The following is a 17,426-nucleotide window of genomic DNA, read 5'->3' on the forward strand; positions in this document are numbered from 1 at the left end:
TAGGCTCAAGAATTTTGCTACACCACTTCCTTCATCCATACCATTACTGATACCAACTTGTGGTTCGCTACACTTGGCGGTAAATACCCGTGACTGGACTTTCACCAGTTAGATTAGTGCCATGCCTGGCACACCGCAAAAAAGGGACAACTTTCTCTCTTGAAAGTTGTCCCTAGAACAATACCTATTTAATTTCATTACTACGTAATCTGGCTATAATTGATTCGCACTTTAATATCTTGTGCATAGTTTCCAAACTCTTTACCAAAAATCGTCAACCCACCAATATTAGCAGAATCATCATTCACTGCAAATCTAAACTTAATAGAACTTCTATAGTCTAACTTGAAGTCTTCTATTGTAATGTTCGAAATTTGCAGACCATCCACAAAGGTTCCCTTCTTATTAATAACTAATAATTTAAGAAGACCATATTGATTCCAGTTTGGGAACCACCAATCTGGTGTAAAGATACCTTTTACCTCACCAAAATCACCAGGACTTGTCCATGTTCCTACACATACATCATTTAAGTAAAAGTTAATATCAGAAGGCCATTCATTATTAATTCCAGGTGCTTCCGAACTTAACTCTGCTGATAATGTAATTTGGTCAATCTTTTGTGCCGCTGGCAATAGATTTGGTATCTGATATTCCACATATCCTTTCGAAAACCAGATAATCTGCGCATCTACTCGATCCGCATGTGCAAAATATCTAGGGTCATCAACTTCACCAATAAGGTGTTCTCCTGTTGATATACCACAAGTTGGAAAAACTGAATAATCCGAATACAAGCCCACTTTAACTTCTGTATCATAGATATTCTTCAAATCAACTTGTTCCTCTGCCATAACATCAACCAAAATCTTATCTACATTAACACGGCAGATTTTTTGATTTCCATGACCTGTATACTCGGAATATACTTGTACAATTCCACTGTCCTCCAATTTTTTTACGTGACTTGTTAAAGCCCCATTTGTTATATTTAAACTAGAAGCCAGTTCATTCATATTCATTTCTTTGTTTTCTAAAAGCGTCTTGACAATATTGATTCTTACGTCAGATCCTAATGCTTTAAAAACATTCAAACCATCATCTAAATTCTTGATATGTAGCATATCTCTCATCCTATACTTTTAATTTTTTTAAAATACTATACATTTTCCTTAACAATTATATTATACATGATTTTGTTTTAATATGCAATCATTGTCTTTGCATATATTTTAAGTTTTTCTAAAACTTAAGGTGCTCTCCATGAATCACATTCATAGAAAACACCTTATAATAATCGTATGATACTACAATATTTTAATTACAGTTGAAACTGGTTGATTTGCTCCTCTAACTTCTTAACAATTTCATTTAATATAGTAGTCTTTTGTGCAATATCTTCAATAACAGTATTAACTTGAGAAGTGTATGCCGAGGTTTCTTCTGTACCAGCCGCATTCTCTTCTGCAATCGCTGTAAGTTCTTGAACAACATCAACAACACTAACTCTTGCTTGGTCAATTCCTTGATTCTTCATTGATATTTCACCGATTGATGCAATAGAATCATCAACGCCTCTTTTAACTACAGTAAAGATATCTGCGGTTTCACGTACTTTATCGCTTTGTTCTTCCATAATAACCTTTACTTCTTCCATTGTCTCAACCACACTAGCAGAATCCTTTAATAGCGATTCAATAATACTATGAATTGCTAAAGCTGAATTATTAGATTGCTCTGCTAACTTCTGAATCTGACTTGCTACAACAGCAAATCCTCGTCCTTGCTCTCCTGCTCTTGCTGCTTCAATTGATGCATTCAATGACAATAGATTTGTTTCCTCCGCTATTGCTGTAATGATATCAAGTGCTGCCTTAATTTTCTGTGCCGATTCATTCGTAACATTTGTTTGGTGATAAATCACATCCATGTATTCTGTTGCACGTGTATTTGAGTTTTGAAGACCATTAAGCGTCACTACTGCTTGGTCACTAGACTCCTTAATTGATTGTGTGCTACTATTAAGGAATTCAATTTTTTCAGTTGTTTCTTTAATTAAACTTCCCATTGTCATAACATTTTGGTTAGCTCGTTGTGTTTCCTCTGCTTGCGATGTTGCTCCTTGCGCAATATCATTAACAGCTTTTTCAACTTGTGCAATTGCTTCCTGTGTCGTAGCTGCATTCTCACTTAAAACATGTGCTGAATCAGCAAGGTTCTCTGTCTGTAGCTGAATATCTTGCATAACGCCTTTAACTCTACCATGTAATACACTTACTGCCTCTCCTATTAATCCACTCTCTCCAGATTTAGAAGCAATTTTTCCAAGTTCAGAATCCTCTTTAAAGTCTAATTCCGATGATTTATATATAATGTGTGTTAGACGTTTAATTGGTTTTGTAATCGCATTCACTAAAAAGAATGCAACGATACTACATATAATTAAACTCATTAAATTACCAATAAGCATCTCTTTTTGCATTACGTAAACAGGATCAAGCATGTCAGCTTCATCAACTGTTAATACAAGAATCCATTCTGCATTTCTTACTACGGAATAGCTACAGTATTTTTTAACTCCATTATAATTATATGTCTCAACTGTATTTTCAATAAGTTCTCCAGCCTGCATTTTTCTGGCAACTTCTTGAATAACACTATTTTCAACAGGTTTTCCAATCTTCTCGCTCGTTGGATGGTATACCATCTGACCAGCTTTATTAACAATATAGATATATGCTGAGTTCATCTCTTCTACCTTAAAGTCACCATACATATGGCTCAATACATTCGCAGTAACTGCTTCCGTACCCTCTGATGAAACTTTATACGTTAATACTTGCTTTTGTAATTGTATTACATCTTTTATGTATTGATTTGATAAAGATTTAATGGATCTCTCTGTAACAGGCATTACAACAAAATATGAAAATACTGTAGATAACAAAATAGATAATACAATTATGGATAAAATCTTAAACTTCATACCCGCAAATATATTAGATTTTTTCTTCATTGATAAATCACCTCTCAAATTTGTATACTTGTACCTTCCATGATACCTATTTCGTGAATTTCTGTCAATGTTTTATTACCTATATAGTACTAATTGACTCCCCCTCATCGCCTTTATTATCTAGGTTTTGGAATTGTTACAATAAAGTTAGAACCTTTTGTATATTGCGAACGAACACAAATATTTCCTGTATGTTTTAAAACGATCAGTTTTGCTATCGATAAACCTAATCCATGTCCACTGATTTTTCTATCACGTACATGATCGGATCGGTAAAATCTTTCGAATATATTATCAACATCCCTTTTTGTCATACCTATACCAGTATCTTCTACCGATATGACACAATCTCCATTTTTGTTTTCACAAGATATAAAAATAGAATCGCCGTCACTTGTATATTTTACTGCATTATCAATAAACACGCGAATCGCTTGTTTCAACGCTTGCTTATCTCCATAAACAGCAACGTCTTCCAATGCTTTTGTTTCGATTACTCGATTTGCCGCTACCATCTTTGTCTCTTTTAACATATCTTCCACAAGCACGCGCATATTAAATATATGCTTCTCAAGTTTAAGTGTCTTTTTATCATGCCTTGATAAGAATAGTAGCTTCTCGACTAATTCCTGCATTGCCTTTGACTCATTCTTAATTGCTTCTATTGATTCTTCTAAAACCTCCTCGTCGGCCTTCCCCCAACGATCTAACATATTAACATATCCTTGTATAACCGCTATTGGTGTGCGAAGTTCATGAGAAGCATCCGAGACAAATTGCTTCTGGCTCTCATAGGACAACTCAATACGATCTAGCATTTGATTAATTGTTTCCGCAAGGTCTCTTAACTCATTCTTTGTTCCTGCAAGATTAATTCTTTCACTTTGCAGATTATTAACGGTAAGACGATTTGCTAACTTAGACATCTCGTCCATTGGTAAAAACAGCTTCTCGTCTCCTTTTTTTCCATATATAATTACACATGCTATAAATATTGCAAGAAGCAATATAACAAATGGCAACAGACGAGTTAATAGTAGACGCTCCCCTGTTAAATCAAATTGAAAATATATCGTGTAATTACTATTTCCAATCTTAATATCTTGTTCATTTTTTACAATTAGTAGAGTTTGTCCCTCTACATCCCCATAAAATATTTTATTAAAGAAACTGTTTCTTTTTCTAATACTATTTTCAATATCATTAAACACAACTTCCTTCGTGTCTTCATTTGTAATAGTTAAAGATAGTCCCTCTGTATAGTAAGGATTTCTTTCACCTAAATCGGCTATCGTTGTCTCTTCATTCGTCAGGCTAGATACAATCTGATCCTCTAATGTGTCATTATCAAAAGCAGCGATCCCTAGATATACCCCCACAAACAGGAAGCAAAAAACAACACTATTAATAAGTAGTAATCTAAGATAATTCAATGATATACGGAATGCAATCGAGAAATAAAACTTGCTAAAAAACAGCTCTTTTCTCTTTCGCAATGGTAGAACCGTATGAATCAATACCTTTCTAATCCATTCAACTATTTTACGTTTCATCTTTAATGATATATCCTACACCACGAACCGTACTGATTAGATGAATTCCATATTTGTCATCTATCTTTTGACGTAAGTATCTAACATATACATCCACCACATTTGTATCTCCTAAATACTCATAATCCCATACATTGTTCAATAGTTGCTCTCTTGTCATTGCTATATTTTTATTCTTTAACAAATACTCAAGTAGTTGAAACTCTTTCTTCGTTAATGTAATTTCTTCTTTATCATACGATACCATATGGCTGGATAAATTAAGAACCAGTTTTCCATATTGTAATGTTTCTGTCTTTGGTGTCGTATTCGAATGACGATTTAAAGCTACACGAATTCTCGCAAGTAATTCTTCTATTGCAAATGGTTTTGTCATATAATCATCTGCTCCCATATCAAGACCAGCAACCTTATCTGTTACATCATCTTTTGCTGTTAACATAATAATGGGAACTTGCCTACCTTCTTGACGTACTCTTCTGCACACTTCCATTCCACTTAAACCAGGTAACATAACATCAAGAATAACCAAGTCAATATCCTCATGCATTGCTTTCTCGAATCCTTGTCTTCCATCCCCTGCAATTTCAACTTCATATCCTTCATACTTTAATTCTAGTTCAACAAATCTTGCAATTTTATTTTCGTCCTCAACAACTAATATCTTTGCCAAAACAAGTGTCCTCCTTAATTCGATACATTTAGCTTCATTCTACATAGTTACTACTATTGTACCATTATTTTAATAACTTTCACATTAAAAACAAATTAAAACTGTAATATAACTTACTTCCACCTTTTATCGTATTACTGTTTGCAGCATGGTATCAGACCTAGGATTGAACCGTAACTTTACCGTTTTGACACGTCAATATTAATTGACTATACCCTTAAAACATCGTATAATTTACTTTATCAGACGAACGTTTTAAAGCTTTAAATTCAAACAATTCTAAGCATTAGGGAAGGGAAACAAAAAGAATGAAAAAAACAAAAAAAGTAATATCAACACTATGCATCCTTGCTTTAAGTATTGCTGCACTTACTGGATGTAGTTCCAAAAAAGGTTCTGACAAAGTATATCGAATTGGTGTAAGCCAATACACAACTCATGATGCTCTTGACTCTGCTTACAAAGGCTTTGTTGATGGTCTTGCAGAAGCTGGTTACAAAGATGGTGAGAATATCGAAATTGATTTCCAAAACGCGCAAGGAGAACCTTCAAACTGTAGTACAATTGCTTCTAAGTTAGTTAATGATAACCCTGACCTTATCCTTGCAATTGCCACACCAACAGCAGAATCTCTTGCTAATCTAACACAAGACATTCCAATCATTGTTACTGCTGTTACTGATCCTGCTGAAGCTGGTATCGTAGCAACAAACGAAGCTCCAGGTGGAAATGTAACTGGTACTTCTGACTTAAATCCAGTAAAAGAACAAATGGAACTTTTACGTCAGTTAGTCCCATCTGCTAAAAAAGTAGCGATTCTATACTGTTCAAGCGAGGCGAATTCAAAACTTCAAGCCAATCTTGCTGCTGATGCGGCAACACTTTATGGTTTAGAGACTATTGAAGCTACCGTATCGAATACAAATGATATTGAGCAAGTTGTTCAATCTTTAGTAGGAAAAGTTGATGCAATCTATGCACCAACAGATAATATTATTGCCTCTGGTATGGCAACTGTATCTATGATTGCAACATCAAACAATATACCAATTATATGCGCCGAACCTTCTATGGTTAAGAATGGTGGTCTTGCTACTTATGGGCTTAACTACTATAACTTAGGAAAACAAACTGCTGCTATGGCTGTTAAGATTCTTACAGGCGAATCAAAGCCAGCAGATATGCCAATTGAATACCTTAACAATGTAGATTTAATAATTAATGAAGATATTGCTAATACATTGGGAATCATTATTCCTGATGATTTAAGAGAAAAGATGAATAAATAAATTTTATTCAATTCATTTCCTATGGAGGTTTACTATGGAACTAATATCGAAACTATTATTCGCGATTTTGGGTGCAACTGGTCAAGGTCTTTTATGGGCAGTACTAGCACTTGGTATCTACATCACATTTAAAATTCTAGATGTTGCTGATATGACTTGCGACGGAAGTTTTGCCTTAGGCGGATGCTTAAGCGTAACGCTTGTTGTTGCTGGCTGGAATCCTTTTTTAAGTTTAATTATCTCTGTACTTGCTGGTATGTTGGCTGGTATGGTAACTGGATTTTTGCATACAAAGCTAAAGATTCCTGCCATTTTAGCTGGTATCCTAACAATGATTTCCCTCTATTCAATTAATCTAAGAATCATGGGACAGCCTAATAAATCACTTATAAAAATTGATAACATTATCACATTGATTAAAAAAATAATTCCACCATCAATTATGGATAGCATTAAATATTCAACACTTAATTCAATTATTGTTATTGCTGTTGGTCTTATCTTCGGAATTATACTTTGCTTTACACTATATTGGTTCTTCGGTACAGAGGTTGGTAGTGCTCTTCGTGCAACCGGTAGTAACGAAGATATGATTCGTGCTCTTGGACAAAACACTGACCTTATGAAGATTCTTGGTCTTGTTATTAGTAATGGTTTAATTGCTTTAGCTGGTGGATTAGTTGCACAAAGTCAAGGTTATGGAGATGTCGTTATGGGGCAAGGTGCTATCGTTATCGGCTTAGCATCCATCGTTATTGGTGAAGTATTCTTCGGTCGTTGTGTTTCCTTTGTCAGCAAACTTATCTCTGTCATTGTTGGCTCTGTTATCTACCGTGTAATTATTGCCATTGTATTACAGATTGGATTAAACAATAATGATCAAAAACTATTTACAGCTATTATTGTTGCTTTTGCATTATCTCTTCCAGTTATTAAAACAACAAAATTTGGCCTCCTTGTAAGTAAGTTTTTTGCTAATTTTACTTCTTTTCTATTCAGAAGAAAACAAATACCTTTTGTGGATACAACAATGGAAAATACCACTTCAAACAAATAATTTCTAGGAGGCAAATACGATGTTATATATAGAAAATCTTCACAAAACTTTTAATACAGGTACAATTAATGAGAAACAAGTATTAAAAGGTGTTAACCTCCATCTAAATCCTGGTGATTTTGTAACAATCATTGGTGGTAATGGTGCTGGTAAATCAACTTTACTAAACATGATTGCAGGGGTATATTCTGTAGATAGCGGCTCGCTTACATTAGATGGAATTGACATTACCAAACAACCAGAACACGTTCGTGCCAAGCTTTTAGGTCGTGTCTTTCAAGATCCAATGAAAGGTACTGCTGCCAATATGGAAATTCAAGAAAACCTTGCACTTGCCTATCGTCGTGGCAAAACACGTGGTTTAAGATGGGGTATTCATTCTGATGAAAAACAACACTATATGGAAGTTCTAAAGACACTTGACCTTGGACTTGAAGATCGTCTTTCTTCAAAAGTTGGTTTACTATCTGGTGGACAACGTCAAGCACTTACACTATTGATGGCAACATTAGTGAAACCAAAATTATTATTACTAGATGAACACACTGCTGCTCTTGATCCTAAGACAGCGAAAAAAGTACTTGATATCACAGAGCATATCGTAGAAACAAATAACTTAACCGCTCTTATGGTTACACATAACATGAAGGATGCCATCCATATTGGTAATCGTCTTATCATGATGCATGATGGTAATGTTATCTTTGATATCAGTGGTGAAGAAAAGAAAAATCTAAAGGTTTCTGATTTACTTCAAAAATTCGAGCAAGCAAGTGGTGGCGAATTTGCAAACGATCGTATGATGTTAGCATAGCCCGACTACATTTATAATAAACAAACGCCGCTAGTTGAATATACAATCTCAACTAGCGGCGTTCGCTTTATCTATCCTTACTATTCATTTTTTTCCTGTCTTAAGCTTCTTTCTCTTCTCTTTTTTCTCTTCCTCTTAATAACAAGGCAAGCGACAACAATAACAACTCCCCAGAAAACAAAATACGGAATATTAGAAACAATCCAAATTAAGAAGTCATTAAATCCATCTACGATATCATAAAGGGTATCACTAAGTCCTGCTTTCATCTTTTGCCAAGTGGATTCGTTATCTACTTGAGGTGTGTATCGAATTACTTCCTGAATCGATATGGAAACCGTACTATAATCAATAAGATTGTCGTATGTTCTTAATCGTGATTCATAAGATTCTAACTCATATCGCACTTCTGTTAAACGCTGTTCTAATAATATAATCGCCTCTAACTCATCCGCCTTTTCAAGTAATGCAATTAGGCGTTCTTGCTCTGTTTTAAGCACTTTCACATGACTTTCCATATCAACATAGTTCACTGTAACATCTTCTGCAGACATGTTCTTATTCACTACATTACCAGTTTCGCCAACTTTACTAACAAAAGAATCTAACTTTGCTGCAGGTATTCTTGCAGTAATATAGCAATAACGATTTGTACTACTTAACAAATCACTCATATTAATATTCTCTGCGTATCCTCCAAGAGATGCAATTTCCGCTTCAATTTTCGCTACTACTTCCTCAAAATCCTGTGTTTCCAATCCTAGAGACACATTACGAATAATCTTGCGATTTGTCTCTAATGTAGCTCCACCTTCATCTACCTTTGCATTATCAGAATCATAAGCCGTATCTTCCATCTCCATACTTGCTTCTTCTGTCATCGCATAGTCACTTTTTGAGCTTGTTGTATAGTTTTCATTCTTTTGGTTTTGGCCTCCACGATCCCCCTTACTTGCACATGCAGTAAAGAGTGCGGAAGCTAGTAATAATAAAAAAATCCCTTTGAACTTTTTCTTCATAATAATCCCTCCTAAAAATATGATATTTACCTATCTACTTATTAGACGAGGGAAAATATGATTTGGTTCCATCTTTTTTATTTTTTTTAAAATCTTTTTTTACAAATTGCTTACATTAGCCATCGCATCCTCTGCTGATATCGATATTCCTCTATGCTCAACTGATGTTGAGAATACAATTTGCGTCTTTGTTGTACCAAACTTTTGTAACTGACCAATAAAAGAATCTAATTCCATTGTACTTGGAAAGCATACTTTCATTAACATAGAATAACTTCCTGTTACGCAATTACATTCAATAACATTTGGACATTGTTGTACAAACGGATAGAAGGTATCCTTCTTCATTGGAGACATTTCAATGTTAATAAATGCGGTAATGTGGTAGCCTAATTTTACAGGATTGATACTTGCATGATATCCTGTAATAATATTTTCTTTCTCTAAACGCTCAATTCGAGCTGCAACTGCAGGTGAAGATAAAAACACTCTTTCCGCCAATTGTTTTAATGAATATCTTGCATTTTCCTGAAGCAAACTAATTATCTTTTTATCAATCTTATCCATATCTATTACCTCCTATAAATTAAAAAAAATGCAAAAAAAGCACAGGTATCGTACCTATGCTTCTTTGCATTCTTTTTCGTTCTATTTATTTTCTTTATTATACAATGTATTTTTATGGTTTTCAAGTTTTTTATTTTTTATTTTTTAAATTAGATTTCTTCCCTATTCACGCTTGTGCAAATTGTGAACAGCAAAAGTTGATGGTACGTTCATAGTTCTTTCATAATTCTTACACACCTAATACACATTTCACTGTTATTATAGTTATATCAAATAAGTCAACTAACTTTTATATAGATTTTTTTCATAACCTCCCCCTCTAGGAGCCACCCCAACGGCTCCTCCTTTTTTGTCTATAAAACCTTTCTGATATTATATAAGGAGTTAAGTACCACCCAGTTCTGCGGGAAGTACTTCATGATATTCCAATAACTAGCCCCATTAAATCCATATTCATCAACTAATAGCAGTTTTGCATTAATACTTCTTGCATCTTCAAACCACACAACATGATCTGTGCCCTCTGTACTTGTATAGTTATAGTAAGGTGCTTTTGCCAACTCATCAAAATTTATTACCACACCATATTCTGCTGCCTGCTCTACTGCTGCCACATTGCTTAATGATCTTGCCCTTGATTCACCTCTTACATAAGGCAACGTCCAGTCATAAGCATAGTTTGGCACTCCCATAAATATTTTCTCTGGATCAATTTCTGTAACTGCATAGTCAAGCACTTCCCTTACCTTATTAATTGGAGCTACTGCCATTGGTGGCCCATAGGTATACCCCCATTCATAAGTCATTAATAACACGTTATTGGCAGCCGCACCAATTGCGCCATAGTCATGCCCTTCATACAATAACCCTGGCTGATCAGCCGAAATCTTAGGTGCTAATGCAACAACAACAATAAATCCTTCCGCATTTAATTTGATAGTTACATTTTGAATAAAATTTATATATGCCTGTCTATCATCAGGATAGATGTACTCAAAATCAATATCTAACCCATAATACTGCTTCTCTTTTAAATTAACAAGAATATTATCAATAAGACGATTTTGTGCCTCTATATCATTTAATATTTGATTTGCAAGCACATTACTGAAACTTCCTTCTGATGTTAACGTTGAAATAAGCATTAATGGTGCTACTCCATAATCCCTAGCAAGCTGAATTACCTTCTCATCATCAATTCCAATTAACTCTCCTTCAGGTGTAAACCCATAGGTAAACACGGTAATGTATGTTAGGAACGGTAACGTCTTTCTCAATACCTCTGTATCAATAAATGGATACAGATATCCGTTAACCTCCATCGTCCCAACTTTCTCTCCCTCATATTCAATTACAATTTGCTGACCAACATATAGATAAGGAAAATCCACAAGACCTGGATTGTTTTGTAGTAGCGTAATTACACTTACATTATTCTTTTGCGCTACAGATAAAAGAGTGTCCCCTTCCACCACTGTATATATATTTGACGGATATAGGATGACAAGTGTCTGTCCAACAACTAAATTATTAGGGTTCGTCAATTCGTTATCCTCAATAATCCGATTAGGAGTTGTATCATAATCGGATGCGATACTATAGATGGTTTCCCCCTGATTTACTACATGAATTACCATATGTACTCCTTTCCATTAGACGGTTCGTAAGCTACTTGCGAAACTTGATATATTTCTTAGTTTCGCAAGCAACGGTAGTACGATACCATTTTCTTACTTAACACATTTTCTAAGCTCATAATTTAATAAGCGGCGTTCTACACCTAATATATGTGCTATCATCGTTTACTTAGAACTTTTGATTACCTGCTTTTTCGCTTGAAGGTAGTGTAATTCTGAAAAAATGTCTAATAAGAACTTTATAATCAAATGGAATAAGTGGATACATATAGTTGAAGCCTGATATTGTTCGGTTAAATATAATTGCAGCAAATGTAATAATAATACCAGCAAGGAATCCCCACTGACTAAACAAAGCCGTTAAAATTAATGTAGTAAGACGCATAAATTTGAGTGCATAGCTAAGCTCAAAACTAACTTGCGTATAGCTTGCCATTGCAACAAATGCCATATAGAGCATCACCTCTGCATTAAACCAACCAGAACTAACTGTAAGATCGCCTAATATCAACGCAGATATAACACTAAATGGTGTACTCATCATACTTGGTGTATTTAATGCCGCCAGTTTCAATCCATCAATAGCAAACTCCAGTATAAAAAATTGGACGATAAGAGGTACATAGACTACCTCTTTCATAATAATAAACTCCATACCTTTCGGAATCCAATCTTTATGCTGCATAAGCAATAAAAATGCAGGTGTTAAAAATAAGGCAAATATATTAATAATTGTTCTTGAAAAGCGTAGATACGTTCCTGTAATTGGTGGACAATAGTAATCTGCTGCCTCCTCAACAATATCAAACACAGTAGTTGGAAGAATCATTACCGAGGGAGAATTATCAACGATAATAATTATCTTTCCCTCTAATATCGATGCAGATGCCGCATCAGGACGCTCCGTATAATGGAATTTAGGAAATGGATTGAACCAACTTCCTTTGTATAGGCATTCTGCCAAGCTCTCCTGCCCCATTGTAAGTGCATCAATCTTAATGTTGTTAATTCTTTCAATTATGTTTTTAAGAAGTTTTTCATCTACACGATTTTTCATGTAACAAACAACAATATCTGTATGTGACGAATTTCCAACTGACATCATCTGCATAATAAGTTCAGGATTACGAATTCTTCGCCTAATAAGCGCTGTATTAAAAATCAAAGTTTCAACAAAGCCATCCCTAGCGCCTCTCATAACCTTATCTTTATCTGGTTCTTCTACACTTCTTGCAGGATAGGTTCTACAATCAATTACGAACACGCTTTCATAACCATCAATAGTTAAACATGGTGCACCTGACAAGATAAGTGTAATTATCTTATCAATGTCATCTTCTAAATCAACCTCACCGTACGGCAATAACTTCTTTTGAAATTCTTCCGCTGTACAATCAACATCTTCTTTTTTTAGCGTTGCGAAGAACTCCATTATCTTTTCTAAAATATCATCCTTTACAAAACCATCAACAAAATAAAGGCAACACTCTTTTCCGCCAATAATCATTTTCCGATTGATAATATCAAAATTTTCTTCTACTAATAACTGCGCATCCAAACGCCTTGTATTGGAAGCCAAGTTTTTACTTACTGCATTAATCATATGAATAAATGTGCTCCTTATGGTATATTTACCTTTTATTGTTTACCTCATTTATTTAATTATTCATAATTGCCAGCTATTTCGAGTTCATCCTTCAAGTTACAATTTTGATTCAAGTATCAAACTCAAAAAAGCCCCAAAAGAAAGACTATCCATCCTTCCTTTGAGGCATTTTATATTATGGCGATTAACGCCCATCGTTTATATCTTTATCGTTCTAACGTCTACCCTGCTACTACTTCATCCGTAGAATCCTTGGCATACAATACTTTCAAAATAATCGGTACAGTTACAGATGATATAATAATTAAGAAGATAACTGATGTAAAATATACAGATGTTAATAATCCTACCGCTAACCCTTTTTGTGCAACAATTAATGCAACTTCTCCACGAGTCATCATGCCAACACCAATTTTAAAGGAATCTGGTTTTGAGAATTTACATAACCTTGCCACTAACCCACAACCAATAATCTTGGTAATTAACGCAACAAGAACGAAACAGATAGAGAATGCTATAATTGTTCCATTCAATTTATCAATATTCGTCTTTAATCCAATGCTCGCAAAGAACACTGGGCCAAACAACATATACGAATTAATATCCATTTTCTCTGCGATATATTCTGAATCACGAATACTACACAAGATAATACCCGCAACATACGCACCTGTAATATCTGCAATTCCAAAATATTTCTCTGCTATGTATGCCATTGTCAAGCAAAAGGCAAGTCCCATAATTGGAAGTCGTCTTGTATGAGTATATTTAATACTTAACTTACGGAATATGCGGTATGAGATATATCCGCCAATCCCTGCTACAACAAAAAACAATACGGTGTTAAGTACTACCTTCGCTGGATTCGAATCTGGATTTTTAAATCCTACAACAAATGTTAATACAATAATACCTATAATATCATCAATAATTGCCGCACTTAAAATGGTCGTTCCTACTCTTCCCTTTATACGTCCCATCTCTTTTAATGTTTGTACCGTAATACTTACTGATGTCGCCGTCATAATAACGCCAATAAAAACAGCCTTAAAGAATTCCTCTGAACCAGCCGTTGGAATCGTATGATAAAATCCCATATACAGTAACGTACCACCTGCTAATGGCACAAATACGCCTGCACACGCGATTAAAAATGCAACAGGACCAGTTTTCACAAGCTCCTTCAAATCAGTCTCAAGTCCTGCCGAAAACATTAATAGGATTACACCAATCTCTGCCATCTGTGCAATAAATTCCGTTTGACTAACAAATCCTAACACACTTGGCCCAATTAATAGCCCTGCAATAATTTCACCCACAACTTGTGGCGCTTTCAATTTTCTTGCTAATATTCCACACAACTTAGCAGCAACAACAATAATCGCTAAATCCTTGAATACGTTATATGCTTCCATTTATAAATCCTCCTACTTTTCTTTTGTCGTCCTCTCTAAATCCAACTTATAAATTTTAACACACATAAATATTTTAAATGTTGCCATAGCAACACTTATAGAATAAAATATAGAATTAAGTAGAAATATAATAATAGTAGGAAATTTAATTCACTAGAAAGGAAACTATCATGAAGCTTCCAGAGATACTAAAAGATCACCCACTTTTTTACGGGTTTACAGAGGATATTATTACTCACATATTAGAAAGTTTTTGTTTTATTCAGAAATCATACACGAAAGATGAATTTATTATATTAGAAGGTGACCCTGTCCATTCCATTGGACTAATACTTACAGGCTCTATACTAATGGAAAAGGTAGACCATTCGGGAAATCACTATATCTTTAATGAATTAGAAGAATTTGAACTGTTTGCAGAACCCTTTATCGGTAACTATATTCAAAGCAGTTCCGTTAATTATAAGGCGAAAACAGACTGTAACATACTGCTCTTTCACTATAAATCCATTGCTTTACCTTCTATAAAATATTACAACTCCTATGTTCGTTTTACCGAAAATCTTATGTACCTACTTGCATTGAAAACACGGAGTCTCTTAACCAAAATTGAAATTTTATCACAAAAATCCTTGCGAGAACGTATTATGTCATTTCTACATATATTACAAACACACCAAACTCTAAACGAATTTGATGTGCGTTGTAAATATATTAATAAAGCGTTAAACAAATCACTAAAAGATACTTCCATCACCCAAAAAGATGGTGGAATCTATGTCCCCTTTAACCATACAGAATTAGCAGAATATCTCTGTGTTAATCGTAGTGCACTTGTACGTGAACTTGGACGAATGCGAACAGAACATCTTATTGAATACAATCAAAACGTTTTTTATATCCTATAAATAGTCTTACTAGTTTTGCATATGTAGAATCACAAAATCCATTGGCTCTACAGTAAGCTCTCTATCAGCTTCCATAACAACTCCTGTAAGTAAATTCTCATATGTACCTTTTGGAAGCTGATAACTAAGTTTTTCATTTTCACTGTTATTAATAAGTACAATGGAGCGTTCTTGTCCTAAAACTCGTTCATATACTAAGAATTGTTCCTTAGCAAGAAGTGTGTGAAACTCACCATCCACAAACTCTTTATGTTCTCTACGAACCTTTGCTAACCATTTAAAATGTTCAAACAGATTCTGATCCTGTCTCTCTTCTTCCCAAATCATACAACGTCTACAGTCAGGATCATTACCACCTTCAAGACCAACCTCATCACCATAATAGATATAAGGAATTCCTAGATATGTATATTGAAAAACAGTTGCTAATTTTAAACGACCCTTTTGACCTGAAGCATCTGTTACAAAACGTGCGGTATCATGAGAATCAAGAAGGTTTAACATCTGTTTATGAATGTCCTTACGAAGAGAGTGTTGTCGAATTGCTAATGATTCTATAAAGTTCTCTGCAGACATTTTACGAAGTGCAAAAAATTCTAACACCGCTTCACGGAATGGATAGTTCATTGTAGAATCTAATTCATCGCCTTTACAGAAGGAATTTCCCATGTGCATGATTTCACCAATTACGATTGCCTCTGGATTTACTTTCTTTACACGTTCATAGAACTTTTTAAGAAAACTATGGTCAATCTCATCACACACATCCAAGCGGAAACCGTCAATATGAAACTCTCTTAGCCAATAACTTGCCATATCTAAGAAATAATTTGCTGTTTCAGGATTACTCATATTTAACTTAGGCATAGCACCATATCTATCATAAAATGTTACATAATTAAGATTTCTTTGGTCAACAGGATAAGAATTTATATAAAACCAATCTTTATATTTCGAACTTTCGCCTTTTTCTAATACATCCTTAAAGGCAAAGAAGTCATCTCCCGAATGATTAAATACACCATCTAACACAAATCGAATTCCTCTCTTATGTGCCTCATCTATTAATTCACGTAACTCTTCCTTTGTTCCAAATTGAGGGTCAATCTCATAGTAGTCCTTTGTATTATATTTATGATTAGAACATGATTGGAAGATTGGAGTTGTATAGATAATCGTAACACCAAGTTCCTTTAGATAGTCTAGTTGTTTTGTAATTCCCTTTAAATCACCACCAAAGAAATCATGGTTTCCTACCACTTGTTCCCCCCAAGGTCTTATTCCCACTGGGTCATTATTGTGGTTTCCATTGCAAAAACGATCTGGGAAGATCTGATACATCACGCCATCCTTTGCCCAGTCAACAGGATGATAGAAATCTCCTGGACAAAGATAAGGAAATTGGAACGATTGAGGAACATCAGGTTTCTCATTAATAATTCCTCTTTCATTATAATAAAAGCAATTTCCTTCATAATCAATTAACTCAAAGAAATAGCGGAATTTCTTATCAACATTATTTAAATCAACCTCATAAAAATCAAAAACATCACTTCCTTGGATACGATTCATAGACGCTTGTTGAAATGGTTTTTCGTATTGATGTCTGTCCTTATAATAAACGTTAACATATTGAATGTCTTCTTTTGCTGTTTGAATTTTTAGATATAACGTATTCACACCTACTGCATAGGCAAATGGTGCATCTGGTATATGGTATATTCCTTGTTTAATCATAATCTACCTCCGAATATTTGTTAAATGAATCCTCTCAAAAGGGTTATTGTGTTCGCAACTTGTTAGTAGTTTTTTATGTACTACTACTTTTATACTTATCATATCATAGAAATAAAAAAAGTCAATTACTTTTTT

General features: G+C 34.4%; 14 protein-coding genes. 4 read left to right on the forward strand and 10 right to left on the reverse strand.

Features of this window, described 5'->3' with window-relative positions:
• Positions 1 to 200: 200 nt before the first annotated feature.
• From RMR19_RS20385 to RMR19_RS20400, 4 genes are all read right to left on the reverse strand, one after another.
• Complete coding sequence (locus RMR19_RS20385) at positions 201 to 1,124, reverse strand: ArsR/SmtB family transcription factor (protein ID WP_310605351.1); 924 nt, start codon at positions 1,122 to 1,124, stop codon at positions 201 to 203.
• Positions 1,125 to 1,321: 197 nt separating this feature from the next.
• Positions 1,322 to 3,016: a methyl-accepting chemotaxis protein gene (locus RMR19_RS20390; RefSeq protein ID WP_310605352.1), complete on the reverse strand. Its 1,695-nt coding sequence runs from the start codon at positions 3,014 to 3,016 to the stop codon at positions 1,322 to 1,324.
• Positions 3,017 to 3,132: 116 nt separating this feature from the next.
• Positions 3,133 to 4,569: a sensor histidine kinase gene (locus tag RMR19_RS20395; protein WP_310605353.1), complete on the reverse strand. Its 1,437-nt coding sequence runs from the start codon at positions 4,567 to 4,569 to the stop codon at positions 3,133 to 3,135.
• A complete protein-coding gene (locus tag RMR19_RS20400) occupies positions 4,559 to 5,242 on the reverse strand; it encodes a response regulator transcription factor (protein ID WP_310605354.1) in 684 nt (227 codons plus the stop codon). The genes RMR19_RS20395 and RMR19_RS20400 overlap by 11 nt, the downstream gene beginning before the upstream one ends.
• Before the next feature lie 308 nt (positions 5,243 to 5,550).
• Here RMR19_RS20400 and RMR19_RS20405 point away from each other — a divergent pair, with 308 nt between their 5' ends.
• From RMR19_RS20405 to RMR19_RS20415, 3 genes are read left to right on the forward strand one after another with little or no spacing between them, the layout of a single operon-like run.
• On the forward strand, positions 5,551 to 6,531 hold the full coding sequence (locus RMR19_RS20405; RefSeq protein WP_310605355.1) for an ABC transporter substrate-binding protein: 981 nt from the start codon (positions 5,551 to 5,553) through the stop codon (positions 6,529 to 6,531).
• Between the two features lie 34 nt (positions 6,532 to 6,565).
• Positions 6,566 to 7,588: an ABC transporter permease gene (locus RMR19_RS20410; protein WP_310605356.1), complete on the forward strand. Its 1,023-nt coding sequence runs from the start codon at positions 6,566 to 6,568 to the stop codon at positions 7,586 to 7,588.
• A gap of 19 nt (positions 7,589 to 7,607) precedes the next feature.
• A complete protein-coding gene (locus RMR19_RS20415) occupies positions 7,608 to 8,402 on the forward strand; it encodes an ABC transporter ATP-binding protein (protein WP_310605357.1) in 795 nt (264 codons plus the stop codon).
• A gap of 80 nt (positions 8,403 to 8,482) precedes the next feature.
• Here RMR19_RS20415 and RMR19_RS20420 read toward each other — a convergent pair whose 3' ends face one another.
• The 5 genes from RMR19_RS20420 to RMR19_RS20440 form a co-directional block, all read right to left on the reverse strand.
• Positions 8,483 to 9,421, reverse strand: a complete 939-nt coding sequence (locus RMR19_RS20420; RefSeq protein WP_310605358.1) for a DUF4349 domain-containing protein — start codon at positions 9,419 to 9,421, stop codon at positions 8,483 to 8,485.
• A gap of 99 nt (positions 9,422 to 9,520) precedes the next feature.
• Positions 9,521 to 9,988: an Lrp/AsnC family transcriptional regulator gene (locus tag RMR19_RS20425; protein ID WP_310605359.1), complete on the reverse strand. Its 468-nt coding sequence runs from the start codon at positions 9,986 to 9,988 to the stop codon at positions 9,521 to 9,523.
• Positions 9,989 to 10,341: 353 nt separating this feature from the next.
• On the reverse strand, positions 10,342 to 11,625 hold the full coding sequence (locus RMR19_RS20430) for a glycosyl hydrolase family 18 protein (RefSeq protein ID WP_310605360.1): 1,284 nt from the start codon (positions 11,623 to 11,625) through the stop codon (positions 10,342 to 10,344).
• A 169-nt stretch (positions 11,626 to 11,794) separates the two neighbouring features.
• On the reverse strand, positions 11,795 to 13,228 hold the full coding sequence (locus tag RMR19_RS20435) for a spore germination protein (protein WP_310605361.1): 1,434 nt from the start codon (positions 13,226 to 13,228) through the stop codon (positions 11,795 to 11,797).
• Between the two features lie 224 nt (positions 13,229 to 13,452).
• Positions 13,453 to 14,646, reverse strand: coding sequence for a cation:proton antiporter (locus RMR19_RS20440; RefSeq protein ID WP_310605362.1), 1,194 nt, complete (start codon positions 14,644 to 14,646; stop codon positions 13,453 to 13,455).
• Between the two features lie 170 nt (positions 14,647 to 14,816).
• Here RMR19_RS20440 and RMR19_RS20445 point away from each other — a divergent pair, with 170 nt between their 5' ends.
• Entirely contained in the window at positions 14,817 to 15,554 is a 738-nt protein-coding gene (locus RMR19_RS20445) for a Crp/Fnr family transcriptional regulator (protein WP_310605363.1), read from the forward strand.
• 9 nt (positions 15,555 to 15,563) lie between these two features.
• Here RMR19_RS20445 and RMR19_RS20450 read toward each other — a convergent pair whose 3' ends face one another.
• Positions 15,564 to 17,291, reverse strand: a complete 1,728-nt coding sequence (locus RMR19_RS20450; protein ID WP_310605364.1) for a glycoside hydrolase family 13 protein — start codon at positions 17,289 to 17,291, stop codon at positions 15,564 to 15,566.
• Positions 17,292 to 17,426: the final 135 nt, after the last annotated feature.

It is taken from the genome of Anaerosporobacter sp. (genome assembly GCF_031551385.1).
Classification (GTDB): domain Bacteria; phylum Bacillota; class Clostridia; order Lachnospirales; family Lachnospiraceae; genus Anaerosporobacter.

What these genes read in the sequence shown, in the direction of transcription:
- RMR19_RS20385 (WP_310605351.1), bottom strand. Translation starts at nt 1,124, where the DNA reads ATGCTACATATCAAGAATTTAGATGATGGTTTGAATGTTTTTAAAGCA.
- RMR19_RS20390 (WP_310605352.1), bottom strand. Translation starts at nt 3,016, where the DNA reads ATGAAGAAAAAATCTAATATATTTGCGGGTATGAAGTTTAAGATTTTA.
- RMR19_RS20395 (WP_310605353.1), bottom strand. Translation starts at nt 4,569, where the DNA reads ATGAAACGTAAAATAGTTGAATGGATTAGAAAGGTATTGATTCATACG.
- RMR19_RS20405 (WP_310605355.1), top strand. Translation starts at nt 5,551, where the DNA reads ATGAAAAAAACAAAAAAAGTAATATCAACACTATGCATCCTTGCTTTA.
- RMR19_RS20410 (WP_310605356.1), top strand. Translation starts at nt 6,566, where the DNA reads ATGGAACTAATATCGAAACTATTATTCGCGATTTTGGGTGCAACTGGT.
- RMR19_RS20415 (WP_310605357.1), top strand. Translation starts at nt 7,608, where the DNA reads ATGTTATATATAGAAAATCTTCACAAAACTTTTAATACAGGTACAATT.
- RMR19_RS20420 (WP_310605358.1), bottom strand. Translation starts at nt 9,421, where the DNA reads ATGAAGAAAAAGTTCAAAGGGATTTTTTTATTATTACTAGCTTCCGCA.
- RMR19_RS20425 (WP_310605359.1), bottom strand. Translation starts at nt 9,988, where the DNA reads ATGGATAAGATTGATAAAAAGATAATTAGTTTGCTTCAGGAAAATGCA.
- RMR19_RS20430 (WP_310605360.1), bottom strand. Translation starts at nt 11,625, where the DNA reads ATGGTAATTCATGTAGTAAATCAGGGGGAAACCATCTATAGTATCGCA.
- RMR19_RS20435 (WP_310605361.1), bottom strand. Translation starts at nt 13,228, where the DNA reads ATGATTAATGCAGTAAGTAAAAACTTGGCTTCCAATACAAGGCGTTTG.
- RMR19_RS20440 (WP_310605362.1), bottom strand. Translation starts at nt 14,646, where the DNA reads ATGGAAGCATATAACGTATTCAAGGATTTAGCGATTATTGTTGTTGCT.
- RMR19_RS20445 (WP_310605363.1), top strand. Translation starts at nt 14,817, where the DNA reads ATGAAGCTTCCAGAGATACTAAAAGATCACCCACTTTTTTACGGGTTT.
- RMR19_RS20450 (WP_310605364.1), bottom strand. Translation starts at nt 17,291, where the DNA reads ATGATTAAACAAGGAATATACCATATACCAGATGCACCATTTGCCTAT.